Annotated in this window: 12 protein-coding genes; 7 read left to right on the plus strand and 5 right to left on the minus strand. The window is 60.5% G+C overall.

Annotated features, from left to right (window positions below; translation table 11 throughout):
- Nucleotides 1-12: 12 nt before the first annotated feature.
- Complete coding sequence (locus K6N12_RS16840) at nt 13-1,077, minus strand: sugar ABC transporter substrate-binding protein (RefSeq protein WP_222135094.1); 1,065 nt, start codon at nt 1,075-1,077, stop codon at nt 13-15.
- 419 nt (nt 1,078-1,496) lie between these two features.
- Complete coding sequence (locus K6N12_RS16845; protein ID WP_222135093.1) at nt 1,497-2,471, minus strand: LacI family DNA-binding transcriptional regulator; 975 nt, start codon at nt 2,469-2,471, stop codon at nt 1,497-1,499.
- A 92-nt stretch (nt 2,472-2,563) separates the two neighbouring features.
- On the opposite strand from K6N12_RS16845, the gene hisD reads away from it, so the two are divergent.
- Genes hisD through K6N12_RS16865 form a run of 4 tightly spaced genes read left to right on the plus strand, consistent with a single transcriptional unit; the run spans nt 2,564 to nt 7,703 of the window.
- Nucleotides 2,564-3,874: a histidinol dehydrogenase gene (gene hisD / locus K6N12_RS16850; protein ID WP_222148902.1), complete on the plus strand. Its 1,311-nt coding sequence runs from the start codon at nt 2,564-2,566 to the stop codon at nt 3,872-3,874.
- Nucleotides 3,871-4,644 (plus strand): SDR family NAD(P)-dependent oxidoreductase, encoded by a 774-nt coding sequence (locus tag K6N12_RS16855; RefSeq protein ID WP_222135091.1) that lies wholly within the window; start codon nt 3,871-3,873, stop codon nt 4,642-4,644. Before hisD ends, K6N12_RS16855 begins: the two co-directional genes overlap by 4 nt.
- A 22-nt stretch (nt 4,645-4,666) precedes the next feature.
- The gene (locus K6N12_RS16860) at nt 4,667-6,253 is read left to right on the plus strand and encodes a Re/Si-specific NAD(P)(+) transhydrogenase subunit alpha (RefSeq protein WP_222135090.1); all 1,587 of its coding nucleotides are present in this window, start codon (nt 4,667-4,669) and stop codon (nt 6,251-6,253) included.
- Nucleotides 6,254-6,269: 16 nt separating this feature from the next.
- Nucleotides 6,270-7,703: an NAD(P)(+) transhydrogenase (Re/Si-specific) subunit beta gene (locus tag K6N12_RS16865; protein ID WP_222135089.1), complete on the plus strand. Its 1,434-nt coding sequence runs from the start codon at nt 6,270-6,272 to the stop codon at nt 7,701-7,703.
- Between the two features lie 98 nt (nt 7,704-7,801).
- Here K6N12_RS16865 and K6N12_RS16870 read toward each other — a convergent pair whose 3' ends face one another.
- A complete protein-coding gene (locus K6N12_RS16870; RefSeq protein WP_246645514.1) occupies nt 7,802-8,911 on the minus strand; it encodes a LacI family DNA-binding transcriptional regulator in 1,110 nt (369 codons plus the stop codon).
- A 120-nt stretch (nt 8,912-9,031) separates the two neighbouring features.
- On the opposite strand from K6N12_RS16870, the gene K6N12_RS16875 reads away from it, so the two are divergent.
- Together K6N12_RS16875 and K6N12_RS16880 are read left to right on the plus strand one after the other, a co-directional pair.
- Entirely contained in the window at nt 9,032-9,919 is an 888-nt protein-coding gene (locus tag K6N12_RS16875) for a TIM barrel protein (RefSeq protein WP_222135088.1), read from the plus strand.
- A gap of 61 nt (nt 9,920-9,980) precedes the next feature.
- A complete protein-coding gene (locus tag K6N12_RS16880) occupies nt 9,981-10,874 on the plus strand; it encodes a sugar ABC transporter substrate-binding protein (protein ID WP_222135087.1) in 894 nt (297 codons plus the stop codon).
- 38 nt (nt 10,875-10,912) lie between these two features.
- On the opposite strand, the gene K6N12_RS16885 is transcribed toward K6N12_RS16880, so the two are convergent.
- On the minus strand, nt 10,913-11,785 hold the full coding sequence (locus K6N12_RS16885; protein ID WP_222135086.1) for an SMP-30/gluconolactonase/LRE family protein: 873 nt from the start codon (nt 11,783-11,785) through the stop codon (nt 10,913-10,915).
- A gap of 11 nt (nt 11,786-11,796) precedes the next feature.
- The gene (gene iolD, locus K6N12_RS16890) at nt 11,797-13,674 is read right to left on the minus strand and encodes a 3D-(3,5/4)-trihydroxycyclohexane-1,2-dione acylhydrolase (decyclizing) (RefSeq protein ID WP_222135085.1); all 1,878 of its coding nucleotides are present in this window, start codon (nt 13,672-13,674) and stop codon (nt 11,797-11,799) included.
- Between the two features lie 164 nt (nt 13,675-13,838).
- On the opposite strand from iolD, the gene K6N12_RS16895 reads away from it, so the two are divergent.
- On the plus strand, nt 13,839-14,573 hold the full coding sequence (locus K6N12_RS16895; RefSeq protein WP_222135084.1) for an SDR family NAD(P)-dependent oxidoreductase: 735 nt from the start codon (nt 13,839-13,841) through the stop codon (nt 14,571-14,573).
- Nucleotides 14,574-14,580 lie beyond the last annotated feature (7 nt).

A 14,580-nucleotide genomic window follows, 5' to 3' on the forward strand; every position in this document is an offset into this window, starting at 1 on the left:
CAGCCTGACCTCTTATTTATTGGCCCCAGCAGGAATCTGGCCAACAGAGGCGGCCCAGAAGTTTGCCTTGAGCGCGTCATAGGAGAACTTCGAGGCATCCTTGGTCGCGTTGAGAACGGACGCCGCGTTATCCTTTGTTACGAGGGTCTGCGAGAGGAAGAAATCGCGTTGATCCTGCTTCAACTCGTCGATCTTGATGTCGCCCTTGACGGCAGCCGAGGCAAGCGCAACAGCGTAGGCACCCTGGACATAGCCATCGATATACATCGTAGATAGCATGTCGCCCTTTTCAATGAGCCTGATCACGTCGCTCGAGCCGTCCGAGCCGGTCACCGGTATCTTGCCAGCCAACCCTTTCTCGCGAAGGGCGGCGACTGCTCCCAATGCCATGCCGTCATTGGCGGAGAAAATGCCGTTGAGTTGATCGCCGTACTTGGCAAGCCAGGCACGTGTGATCGACTGACCCTGCGTTTGATCCCAGTTTCCGACCTGGGTGTCCAGCAACTTCAGACCCGGGCACTCCTCTAGCGCCTTGTGAAGTCCGGCAATTCGCTGCTTTGCGGGCGGGTTATCGGGGATCCCGTTCAGGGCAACGATATTGCCCTTTCCGCCGAGCGCATTACAAAGGGCCATGGCATTCTGGTAGCCGGAGTCCACGCCGTCGAATGAAATATTTGCGACCCACGTGTTGGGCGCGGTATCCCAGGGGTGGATTTCGTCGGGTCGGTTCCACAGGTTTACATATTTGGCGCCCGCAGCGTCGGTACGCTCGATCATTGCTTTGGTGAAGGCGTTGGATGCAGGGTCGACAGTGACCACACAATCCTCACAACCTGCAGCTAATACCGCACCGAACTGCTCCAGCAATTTCTGGCCGTCGAATTCGCTTGGAATGACCTTCACATCTTTGCCCAGAGATTTTGCTACAGCCTTTGCCCCTTCGATGTAAGCAGCCCAGTATTCGCTGGATGCACTACCGACACCCAGGTAGATGTCGCTTACGTCGTTCGCGTGGGCCGAACCAGCGAGCGTAACAGCAGCGGCACCCGATATAAGCGCCATCATAAGTTTCTTCATTGATGATCCTCCTGTGAGGCTCCTTCTCCCAAGGAGCGGCTCGTTCTCTCACACAATGCATAGCAATGCAACAACATAATTGCAGGATGGAGAGCGGGTGACGTTCACCTCGCCGAGGCCGATATGTCGCATCCCGCCGCGCAAAGCCGTTCTAAAGGCGAGATTAGATGGTTTTATGGGTGCCTCCGCGAGACGACGTGCACGCGCGGCGTACCACGCCAGAGCGAGAAGCCATGTGCAATGCTATGCACATCTAAGGCGCGGATTTTGACTTGAAACTGTGGTCAAGAGCGGCGCTGTCGTGGCCGGAGGTCCGATCGAAGCCAATCAGATCGCCTCATGTCGTCCTCCTCATATTGAAGAGAAGTGAGATATGGGAAAGCCGTGAGAGTCGCGACGAACGTCGCCCAAACCTAAACTCATGCGCTGCCACGACGCATTATAACACCCGACAGCATTCTGGTGACGCCATCCGGCTCAACGGCCGGATCGTCGATGATGCGGAGCGCTTCTTGCACCATGCGTTCGACCGGTTGGCGGATCGTCGTCAGGTTATAGGCGTTCCAGGAGGCCATCGGAATATCGTCGAAACCGACGACGGCAAGGTCTTCCGGCACGCGGATGCCACGCTTTCGCGCGACGTCGATCAGCGCGAGCGCCATGATGTCGTTGCAGCAGAAAATGGCGTCAGGTGGATTCTGCGCAGATAACAGCGTCTCGCCGGCACGGTAGCCGCGTTGGTAGTCGAACTCACCCGATGCCTGCGCGTAAATCGACAGCCCGGCCTCCGCAAGAACGTCGCGAAGTCCGCGCAAGCGCTCAGCGTGTGTAGACGTGTTCGCGATGCCGCCCATAAAGCCGATTTTTTGGTTGCCGCGCTCCAAAACGATACGGCCGGCATCGCGGCCGCCCTGATAGTTGTCGCAGGCAACGGCGTTGATGCGGATGTCGCGCTGTATCCGGTTTAGGAGAACAACTTTGATCTGATGCTGTCGGCAGGCTCGCGTCATCCTGGAGGTTAGTTGCGCTGATGTGACGATAATTGCCGATGGACGCGACGCCAGGATCTGGTCGGTTGCCAAATCGACATCAGCATTCGCCGGTAGCGCGTAAACAATAAGCTGGCGGCCAGTTTCCTGCAGACGCTGGGCAAGCGTGTCCACGACCGTAGGATAGAACGGATTCAGGAGATCGCCGGAGACCAGCGTGATGGTTCCGGCCGCAATCATATTGGCCGTCCGACGCGCGGGGCTGACATAGCCGATCGCCTCGGCTGCGGCGAGAATGCGCTTCTTTTTCTCCCCATCGATCGGTGCGCCTGGCGAAAAGGCACGGGAGACTGCCGCCACCGAGACTCCTGCTGCATGCGCGACCTGCTTTGCCGTTGGCTTCATTCCCCACCCATTGAAATTTTTTCACTGACGCAATGAAAACTTGCAAATGACCTATAGCGCCATATCCTCGCCGCCGAAAGGGAGAGACGTCCATGGCCACTATTTATCTCAAGCGCGGCAAGCCCGAGGCGGCCCGCTCCGAAGACGACGCGAAGGTTCGCACCACCGTCGAAGGCATCCTCAAGGATATCGAAACACGCGGCGACGCCGCCGTGCACGAGCTGTCGGAGAAGTTCGACAATTATTCGCCCCCTTCATTCCGCCTAAGCGAGGGCGAGATCGAGGCACTGATAAACAAGGTGTCGCCGCGCGATATGGAGGACATCAAGTTCGCGCAGGCTCAGGTGCGCAATTTCGCGCAGGCCCAGCGGGATTCGATGCTGGACATCGAAGTCGAGACGTTGCCCGGCGTCGTCCTCGGCCACCGAAACATTCCGGTCCAGTCTGTCGGCTGCTATATTCCGGGCGGCAAATTCCCGATGGTCGCCTCCGCGCATATGTCTGTGGCGACGGCCGCCGTTGCCGGCGTACCCCGGATCATCGCCGCCACGCCGCCCTTCAAGGGGGAGCCAAACCCGGCCGTCATTGCCGCCATTAAGCTCGGCGGCGCGCACGAGATCTATGTGATGGGCGGCATCCAGGCGATTGGCGCTATGGCGCTAGGCACCGAAACGATCAAGCCGGTCGACATGCTGGTCGGCCCCGGCAATGCTTTCGTCGCTGAAGCCAAGCGCCAGCTCTACGGCCTTGTCGGCATCGACCTCTTCGCCGGCCCGACCGAGACCATGGTGATCGCCGATGAGACCGTCGACGCCGAGATCTGCGCGACAGACCTGCTCGGCCAGGCCGAGCATGGCTACAATTCCCCCGCCGTGCTGATTACCAACAGCCGCAAACTTGCCGACGCGACGCTGGTGGAGATCGAGCGCCTGCTCGCCATCCTTCCGACGGCCGAGACGGCGCGGCGTAGCTGGGAGGATTACGGCGAGGTCATCGTCTGCGACACGCATGAGGAGATGCTCGACGTCGCTAATGACATCGCCAGCGAACATGTTCAGGTCATGACGGACCGCGACGACTGGTATTTGCAGAACATGCACAGCTACGGCGCGCTTTTCCTCGGCGCTCGCACCAATGTCGCCAACGGCGACAAGGTCATCGGTACCAACCACACTCTGCCGACGAAGAAGGCCGGGCGTTACACCGGTGGTCTCTGGGTCGGCAAGTTCCTAAAGACCCACAGCTATCAGAAAGTGCTGACAGACGAAGCGGCTGCGATGATCGGTGCATACGGGTCACGTCTCTGCATCCTCGAAGGTTTTGTTGGCCACGCCGAACAGTGCAACGTGCGCGTCCGCCGTTATGGCGGCCGCAACGTCGGTTACGGGCAGGCCGCGGAATGACCTCGTCCGCCCTGCCGCGTACTCCTTCCTTCCGCCTCGACGGCAGAACTGCGCTTGTCGTTGGGGCATCGTCAGGCATCGGGCAGGCGGCCGCCATCGCCCTCGCGGAGGCCGGCGCTCAGGTCACGCTTGCAGCTCGTTCGATTGATAAACTCGAGTGGACCGTGGAAGCGTTGAGGGAGATCGGGTTCAATTCGACCACACTGGCGATGGATGTTGAAGACGTAGAGTCCACCGAGCACGCCATCGAACATGCTCCGGCATTCGATATCCTCGTCAACAGCGCTGGCATGGCTCGCCATGGTCCGGCGCTCGAAACCACGCTGTCGGACTTCGATACGGTGATGTGGATCAATGTGCGCGGCGCGTATTTTGTCACTCGCTCTGTTGCCCGCAAACTTGTTGCGGAAAAGCGCAGCGGTTCGCTGATCAACATTTCTTCGCAGATGGCGCATGTCGGCGGCATCGACCGTGCCGTTTACAGCGCGACGAAACATGCCGTCGAAGGCTTCACTAAGTCTATGGCGATCGAATGGGGCCGGCACGGCATCCGCGTGAACACGATCTGCCCTACATTCATCCGCACGCCATTGGCGGAGCAGACGTTGTCCAACCCGGAGCGGGTGCGCTGGATCGAGGAGAAGATCAAGCTCGGGCGCATAGGCGAACTCACGGACATCATGGGGCCAGTGACGTTTCTTGCTTCTGACGCGGCAGCAATGATCACGGGGTCCGCACTTATGGTCGATGGCGGCTGGACCGCCGACTGAACACGTCAACAGGAATGAGCCGATGAAGATTGCCACACCGCGTGAGGTGTTTGGGGGAGAAGCGCGCGTTGCGATGACACCAGATAGCGCCAAACAACTCCAGAAATTGGGATACCAATGCCTTGTGGAAACCGACGCCGGATTGGCCGCCGGGTTTTCGGACGATGCGTACCGAGCGGCGGGTGTGACGGTGGTTGCGACGCGCGAGGCTGTGTACGCGGGTGGCGATGTGATCGCCAAGGTGCGGCCGCCGGAGGCGGAGGAGGTGGCGCTGCTCTCGGCGGACAAGACGCTGATTTCGTTCTTCTACCCGGCACAGAACAAGGATCTGCTGGAGCAGGCGCGGGCAAGCGGCGCGAGCGTGATCGCCATGGACATGGTGCCGCGCATCAGTCGAGCCCAGAAGATGGATGCGCTGTCATCGATGGCCAATATTGCCGGCTATCGCGCGGTGATCGAGGCGGGCAGCAATTTCGGGCGGTTCTTCACCGGGCAGGTGACGGCAGCCGGCAAGGTGCCGCCGGCCAAGGTGCTGGTGATCGGTGCGGGTGTCGCAGGTCTGGCCGCCATCGGCACGGCGACGTCCTTGGGTGCCATCACCTATGCGTTCGACGTGCGCCCTGAAGTGGCCGAGCAGATCGAGAGCATGGGCGCCCAGTTCGTCTATCTCGACTTTACCGACGGTCAGGGGGCCGGCCAGCAGGATGGCGCCGCTACCGGCGGGTATGCCGCGCCGTCCTCGCCGAAATTCCGCGAGAAGCAACTGGCGAAGTTCCGCGAACTGGCGCCTGAGATCGACATTGTCATCACCACGGCGCTGATCCCCGGCCGCGATGCACCGAAACTCTGGCTGGAAGACATGGTGGCGGCGATGAAGCCGGGCTCGGTCGTGGTCGACCTTGCGGCTGAACGCGGCGGCAATTGCGACCTGACGGTGCCGGACCAAAAGATCGTCTCGCAAAACGGCGTCACCATCGTTGGCTATACAGACTTCCCGAGCCGCATGGCGGCGCAGGCCTCGACGCTCTATGCGACGAACGTCCGCCACATGGTCTCCGACCTGACGCCGGGCAAGGACGGCGCCATCGTCCACAACATGGACGACGACGTCATTCGCGGTGCGACGGTGACGAAGGACGGCGCGATCACCTATCCCCCGCCGCCGCCCAAGATCCAGGCGATCGCGGCACAGACGCCGAAGGAGAAGGTCAGGGAACTGACGCTTGAGGAGAAGCGGGCGGCGGAGGTCAAGGCGTTCAAGGCGCAGACGAAGAGCCAGGGCATCCTGCTGTTCGTGGCGACCGCGCTGCTCTTGGTAGTGGGGGCGGTGGCACCGGCAAGCTTCATGAGCCATTTCGTGGTTTTCGTGCTCTCCTGCTTCATCGGCTTCCAGGTGATCTGGAATGTCAGCCACTCTCTCCATACGCCGCTGATGGCGGTGACGAACGCCATCAGCGGCATCGTCATCCTCGGTGCGCTCCTGCAGGTCGGTTCAAACCACTGGATCGTGGTGACGCTGGCAGCACTTTCGGTGCTGGTCGCCACGATCAACTTTGTCGGCGGCTTCCTCGTGACGCGCCGCATGCTCGCCATGTTCCAGAAGTCCTGAGGTAAAGGCCACAATCATGACCATCGGTATCGTTTCGGCCGCCTATATATCGGCTGCTGTCCTCTTCATCCTGTCGCTCGGCGGGCTCTCCGGCCAGGAAAGCGCCAAGCGCGCCGTCTGGTATGGCATTTTCGGCATGGCGCTGGCTGTGTTTGCCACTGTTTTCGGCCCCGGTGTCGGCAACTGGTTCATCATTCTCCTGATGATCGCCGGCGGTTCGGTGCTCGGATATTATGTCGCGAGCCGCGTGCAGATGACCGAGATGCCGCAGCTTGTCGCGGCGCTGCATTCCTTCGTCGGCCTTGCCGCCGTCTTCATCGGTTTCAACGCCCATATCGAGGCGGCCAACATTGCCGGCATGGACGAGGCGGCGCGCGCGGCGCTGTCCGGCTTTGCCGGCATTCTTGCGCACAAGACCCCGGTTGAGCTTGCCATCATGAAGGTCGAGGTGTTCCTCGGCGTGTTCATCGGTGCCGTCACTTTCACCGGTTCGGTCGTCGCCTTCGGCAAGCTGGCCGGCAAGGTCGACGGCAAGGCGAAGAAGCTGCCTGGCGGCCATTTCCTCAATGCCGCCGCCGCAGTCGGCTCGCTAATCCTGCTCATTCTGTATGCCAATGGCGCCGGCGCATGGACGCTGATCGCCATGACCCTTCTCGCCTTCTTCATCGGCTATCACCTGATCATGGGCATTGGCGGCGCCGACATGCCCGTCGTCGTGTCGATGCTGAACAGCTATTCCGGCTGGGCGGCCGCGGCGATCGGCTTCACGCTCGGCAACGATCTCCTGATCGTCACCGGCGCGCTGGTCGGCTCGTCGGGCGCGATCCTCTCCTACATCATGTGCAAGGCGATGAACCGCTCCTTCATCTCGGTCATCCTCGGCGGCTTCGGCGGTACGACGGGACCGGCGATGGAGATATCGGGCGAACAGATCGCCATCGATGCCCACGGTGTTGCCTCAGCCCTCAACGATGCCGACAGTGTCATCATCGTGCCGGGTTACGGCATGGCGGTGGCACAGGCGCAGCAGTCGGTCTCGGAACTGACCCGCAAGCTGCGTATCACCGGCAAGACCGTGCGTTTCGCCATCCACCCCGTCGCCGGTCGTCTCCCGGGCCACATGAACGTGCTGCTCGCCGAAGCCAAGGTGCCCTACGACATCGTGCTCGAAATGGACGAGATCAACGACGATTTCCCCAATACCGACGTCGTCATCGTCATCGGCTCCAACGACATCGTCAACCCTGCCGCCCAGGAAGACCCGAACTCGCCCATCGCCGGCATGCCGGTGCTTGAGGTGTGGAAGGCCAAGCAGGTCTTCGTCTCCAAGCGCGGCCAGGGCACCGGCTATTCCGGTATCGAGAACCCGCTGTTCTACAAGGAGAACACCCGCATGTTCTACGGCGATGCAAAGAAAACTGTTGATCTCTTGCTACCCAACATCGCTTGACATTACAAGGAAGGTCCAATGAATGGCCCAGCCATCGTGTCTTCGGATCTCAAAAGAGACGGCTGCCCCGTTAACGAGCACAGACGCTCTGTTTTAATTCAATTGGGTTCGGTTGCCTTGCGTGCAGTCGATCCTCTCTCGACAAGCGGAGCTCGTATCAGATGAAGCGAATTTCCAGCGAGGTGCTCTCCGTCAACCATGCGCGCAAGTTGGTCCATCGCCCGGCCAATCATTGCATCACCATCCTGTCGGATTGTCGTCAGGTCGAAACTTGGCCACGCCGCAGCCGGGATATCATCAAACCCAGCGACGATCACGTCGTCGGGAACTGACAACCCCAAGGCTTTGACCGCCTCCATTGCACCGATAGCCATCAAATCGTTGGCGCAGAATATGGCGTCAGGTGGCTTGCGCGAGGAGAGTAGTTTCTTAGCTGCTTCGAAGGCCTCGTCGTGTCGGAAATCTCCATAAGCCACAGCAACATCGTTGATGCCGTTTTGCCTAAGGCCACTCAAATACCCAGCAAACCGATCCTCGCTGGCGAGGTTACCTTTCTTACCTCCGATGTAGGCGAAACGCCGTGCTCCACGCTTGATGAAAAGGGCTGCGATCTGACGTCCGCCCTCGACATTATCACTGCAGATGGATGCTACCCATTCATTGGAGAGCTTGTTATTAAACAAGACCACAGGCGTATGCATTTTGGCGCAACGCTCAGCTGCCTCTGGCGAAACGATCGACAGCGCTGAGACAATTCCGTCAACTCGATAGCTCAAAATGTCGGGAACGATTTCATCAATGTACTCTCCGTGGTTTACCGAGAAAAGCATCACGTTTGAGCCAGATTTTTGAATTGCATGCGAAAGCTTCTCCACCACTCCGGCATAAAAGGGATTGTAGAGTCCGCCGCTTACGATCGCGATCAAAGAAGATTTATGCGTCAACATGATCCTAGGGATCATACTTGGTCCGTAACCCAGTTCCTCAGCTGCTTTTATGACCTTTTCTCGTGTCTTCGCAGAAACGCTGGCGCCCGCCGTGAAGGCACGAGAAACCGCTGACTGGGAAACTCCGGCAAGACGGGCAACGTCTATCGACGAGGCATATTTCTTTCGAACGGCAGTGGTGTCCGGATCGTTCGGATTACGCTTTTTCAACCTGCACCCCATCTGCACGCACATATCGGCGCTTTTCTGTGAAGATACCATAGCCCGGGAAAAATCCTAGCGGCCTTTGAAAAGCTATTCACAAATATTGCATTGCTATGCAAAGAACGGTATTGACCATGAGAGCCAGCGGCAAAGTCGCTGGAAAACGGAGGATTTACAATGCATGTGAAACTTGCAAACGCCCCGGTGTCCTGGGGCGTCGACTATGCCAACGACCCGAAGAACCCGCCATGGCAGAAGGTCATGGACGAGATCGCCGAGGCTGGCTATAGCCACACGGAGCTCGGCCCCTACGGCTTCTACCCGACCGACCCCAAAAAGCTGGCGAGCGAGTTTCAGAGCCGCGGGCTGACTGTCGCCGCCGGCTTCGTCTTCCAGGTTCTACATGATCCCGCGAAGACGGACGCTGTGCTCGAAAACGCCGCGCGGACAGTCGAGCTGCTGTCGGCCGTGGGCGGGCGCTACCTCGTCACCATCGATCATATCTCCGAGGAGCGGATGGCGACGGCGGGTCGGCGCGACCTCGCCAAGAAGCTGAGCGAGAGCCAGTTCGAACATATGATCGGCCTTATCGACCGCATCGCCGATATCGCCCTCGCTGCTGGCGTCAAACCGGTGATCCATCAACATGCAGGCTGCTACATCGAGTTTGAGGACGAGATCGAAGGTGTCCTGCAGCGGCTCGATCCCGAGCGCGTCGGCATCTGCATCGACACGGGTCACATGGCCTATGCTGGCATTGATCCCGTCGCCTTTTACGAGCGGCACGCCAAGCGCGTGCAGTATTTCCATTTCAAGGATATCGACTGCGACGTCCACAAGCGCGTTCTGGCGGAAAAGATCCCGTTCCTCACGGCCGTCGAGCACAATATCTTCTGCCCGATGGGTGCAGGTGTGGTCGATTGGGAACAACTGGCCAAGGCCCTTAAGACTCACGGCTATGACGGTGCGGCCAATATCGAACAGGATATCGATCCGACGATCTCCTTCGATCCGCTGGGCGACGCGCGAAAGAGCCTCGCCTATCTTAAGTCGGTGGGGTTCTGAGCAATCTGCGGGCGGCCTCGGGCCGCCCTCTGGCGCTCGTTTCTGAAGGATAGGGCCTACTATGAGCAAGAGACTGAAAATATATGCAGTCACCCATGATATCCTGGGCGACGTTTTCTGGGAGGTGTTCCGCCGCGGCTTGCTGGATGCCGCCGCGCGGTTCGATGTCGATGTCGAGCACCTGCGCCCCGGCAAATTTTCGCCTGAAATACAGGCCGGCCTGATCGACGGCGCACGCCATGCCCGCCCCGACGGGATCATCTCGACGGTGCCGGACGTAGCCGCCGTGGAAGGCGCTTTGAAGGCTACCATTGCGGATGGCATCCCGGTCATCTGCGTCAACGCGAAGGATGGCCGGCCGGAAGGGGAGCGTATCCCGTACCTGTTCTACATCGGCGGTGACGACTTCAACGCCGGGGAACTCGCCGGCCGCTATCTACTGGAGCATGTAAAGCCGCGTGCGGCGATGTGTGTCGATCACTATCTCTATGAGCATATCTGCCATAGCGACCGCTGGCACGGCTTCAAGAGCGCATTCGACAAGGCCGGCGTGCCGGCGGAGCGGCTGCGTGTTCCGGGCGGCGAGTCCGAGGCGTGCGCCAGGGCTGTGGCAGAATACATGGAAAATCATCCGGACGTGGACGCTGTTCTCACTCTCGGTCCTCCCGGGGCGCAGGCGGTCCTCGACGCTGAAGCCCTGGTCGGCGCCGGGCGGACCTGGAAACACCTGACCTTCGATGTTGCCCAACTCCAGCTCGACGGCATCCGCTCTGGCCGGATCATGGCGACGATCGACAGCCAGCAATATCTGCAGGGCTTCCTCGCGGTGCAGCATATGTGGATGCACAAAACCCAGGGCTTCACCCTTGCCGCCGATATCTATACCGGCCCCGCCATCGTCGACCTGTCGAATATCGATGAAGCCGAGCAGGGCGTCAAGGCCGGCACGCGATAGAGACAAAACCCGGGCGGTTCGCACCGCCCGGGTTTTGTCTATTGGAAGAGATGCGGTAGAAGTCCTCGCACGCCCGGTTCCACTACGAAGAGATCGCCGGAATGGGGCTGGGATTTTCGCCCGTCTTCGTCCAGAAGCCGCTTCGTCGTGATGATCACCAGATGCCGCAGATCAGGGCCTGCGAAGACGCATGACGTCACCTGCGTCGCCGGCAGGACGATCTTGCCAACTCGCTTGCCCTCCGCCGAGAAGTGGTGCACGGCTCCGCCGCCGAACTCGGCGATCCACAGGCCGCCCTCCGCATCGACCGCGACGCCATCGGGAATGCCGGTGAAGTTACGGACGTCGATAAAGACTTCGCGATTGCCGATCGCTCCGGTGCCGGCGTCGTACCGGAAGCGCCAGACCTGCTTGGTGACGCTGTCTGAAAAGACCATGTGCCTTCCATCCGGCAGCCAGGCTATCGTGTTCGGCACGCTGATCTGCGTCAGGACCTCGCTGACCGAACCGTCCTTTTCCAGCCGGTAGAGGCAGCCTGTCGGAAAGCGGCCGAGCGTCGAGATGGAGCCGACCCAGAACCGGCCCTCAGGATCACATTTGCCTTCGTTCAGCCGATGGTCGGGTTTATCCGGTTCCGGGTCGATGATGAATTCGACCGTGCCCGACTCGGGGTCTATCCAATGGATTCCGTTCTGAAGGCCCGCGATCAGCCGGCCGTCCTGCGCCAGTGCCATTGCCCCGCCGAGTGCCGGAAGCTCCAGCACCCGGTCTTCGCCCATGCTCCAGTCATATGCGTGGAGCTTCTTACCGGTGATATCCATAAAGAAGAGCACACCCCGGTCCGGGTCCCAGACCGGGCACTCCCCAAGTTCCGTTTGCGCGGCCAGCAACAGCTTCGGTTCGAGGTTCATTGGCATGCTCCTCAGCCTAGATAGCGCTGGTTGCCTTCGCCGGCGCGGAATTTCGCGGTCGCGTCGGAAACGGAGCTGGTGTTCGTCACCTCTGCCGCGCCGACATCCCACCATACGCCGGACCCGATGGAGCGGCCGCGCTTCTCCGCCTTGACGACGATCACCACAGGGCCGCGAACGGGGCGTGCCTTCGCCAATGCTTGCCTGAACTGTTCCTCGTCGGCGGCCGACAGCACCGAGGCACCCATCGAGCGGGCATTTGCGGCATAGTCGACTTCGAGATAGCTGCCATTCGGGCGCAGCACGTCGTTGTCGCGCGCGCGGAACTCGTTGCCGAGATTGTCGATGCCGGTCGAGTTTTCCTGAAGATCGCGGATGCACTGGTAGCCGTAATTCTCGACGACGACCACGGTGATCCTGGCGTTTTCCTGCACGGCAGTGACGATCTCGGTAGGCCCCATCAGATAGGTGCCGTCGCCGATGAGAACGAAAATCTCGTCATCGCTGCGATTCGCGAGCCGCGCGCCGATGGCGGCCGGGATTTCGTGGCCCATCGTGGAGAAGCCGAATTCCAGGAAGGCTTTTGAGCCGTTGGAGTTGTCCCATCCCTTGTGGATCTCGCCGGGTGGCGTGCCGGCGGCGGCGATTACCACGTCACCGGCCCGCGTCGCCTCGTTGAGGATTTGTGTGATGGTGCCGTAGTTCAGCTCGCCCCCAGGCGGCACCGCGATGTCGTTGCGATAGGCTTCCTTCCATTCGGCCTGCCGCGACCTGATCTCCTCGCGATAGGCGCTCGCGGTCGCATAGCCGGCCGCGCGCAGGCCGGTGGCGATGCGTTCGATGGAGAGCCGCGCATCACCGACGACCTGCACGCCGCGCAGCTTGTGCGCATCGTAGCTGTTGGTGTTGATCGAGACGAAGGTGACGTTCGGATCGTGGAACGCTGAGCGGGAACCTGTCTGGAAATCCTGCAGGCGCGTGCCGATGGCCACGACCACGTCGGCTCGTTCGGCGATCCGCCCGGCCGCGCCCGTCCCGGTCACGCCCATGCCGCCGAGGCAGAGCGGCGTATCGAGGCTGACGCCCTTACCGGCATGGGTCTCGGCGACCGGAATCCCAAATTCATCGGCGAAGTCGCGCAGCGCACGCTCCGCGGCGGAATAGCGCACGCCGCCGCCGGCGATGATCAGCGGCGCTTTTGCCTTCGAGAGCACGGCGATGGCCTCGCCCACATCCTCCTGAGACGGATCGCGGCGGCGGATGACCCAGTTGCGCTCGCGGAAGAATTCTAGCGGATAATCATAAGCTTCGCCTTCGACATCCTGCGGGAAGGAGATGGTGACGGCGCCGGTATCGGCCGGATCGGTGAGAACGCGCATCGCCTCGGGCAGGGCGGTCAGGATCTGCTCGGGACGGGAGATACGGTCGAAAAAGCGGCTGATCGGCCGGAAGCAATCATTGACCGTGAGATCGCCGTCGACGGGATGCTCGAGCTCCTGCAGCACGTTACCCGTGCGGCGGTGGGCGAAGGTGTCTGAGGCGAAGAGCAGGACGGGAATGCGATTCACCGTCGCGGTCGCCGCGCCGGTGATCATGTTCGTCGAGCCCGGGCCGATGGAGGCCGTGCAGGCCAGCGTCGCGCGGCGGTTCTTCATCTTTGCATAGCCCATCGCGGAATGAACCATCGCCTGCTCATTCTTCGGCTGGTAATAGGGCAGATCCGCGCCATATTCCTCGATCGCCTGACTTATAGAGGCGACATTGCCATGGCCGAAGATGCCGAAAATGCCGCCGATGAGCCGTTCGCGGTCGCCATCGAAAACCGAATATTGCTTCTGAAGATATTGGATGGTGGCCTGGGCCGCCGTAAGTCTGATCGTGTTGGACATGGTTCCTCCCGCTGTGGCTGAGCACTTCTTGCGATTTCGAGTTTTTTCACTTAAACGAATTTGCAAAGCTATGCAAAGATAAAAGTTTCCGCTATATCCCGGATTATGGCGGGGAATTGGCCAGTTGAAGCGACAATTCCCAAGGGAGAAGGCAAAAGCAAGCTATGCAAAGATTTGCAAACAAGGTCGCGCTGGTAACCGGCGCGTCGACCGGCATCGGTCTGGAATCCATCAAGCGAATCCGGGAGGAGGGAGGAACGGTTTTTGCCGCTCACCGCCGCGGGAAAATCGATATTGACGGCGTCGCCTCCGTCAGTCTCGATGTGACGGACGAGGAGAACTGGGCGCGGGCCATCACTGAGGTCGTTGCGACCGCTGGCCGGCTGGACATTCTCGTGAACAATGCGGGCGTGCGTGAAAGCGGCTCCGTCGAGGAGACCAGCCTTGAGCAGTGGCACCGTCTCATCGATACAAACCTGACCAGCATCTTTCTCGGCTGCCGGGCTGCCGTGCCTGCGATCCGCCAGGCAGGCGGGGGAGCGATCGTCAATGTCGGCTCCATTACCGGCATCCGCGGAACGGAGAACATGGTCGCCTACAGCGCGTCGAAGAGCGGCGTGACCTCGATGACCTCCTCGCTCGCGCTCGATCTGGCCCGCGATAACATCCGCGTAAACGCCGTCTGCCCGGCGGCGATCCGCACGCGCATGGTCACGACCTGGTTGGATTCCGCCGACGATACCGATGCGGCCGAGGCCGTTGTCCTCGCGAAACACCCGATCGGCCGTATCGGTCGGCCGGACGAGGTTGCTAGCGTTATCGCCTTTTTAGCAAGCGACGATGCGTCCTTCATGACGGGGATGTCCATTCCGGTCGATGGCGGCAGAAGCATTCGTTGAAAACAAG

Origin of the sequence: Rhizobium redzepovicii (assembly GCF_019793435.1) — a bacterium.
GTDB classification, from domain to species: Bacteria; Pseudomonadota; Alphaproteobacteria; order Rhizobiales; family Rhizobiaceae; genus Rhizobium; species Rhizobium redzepovicii.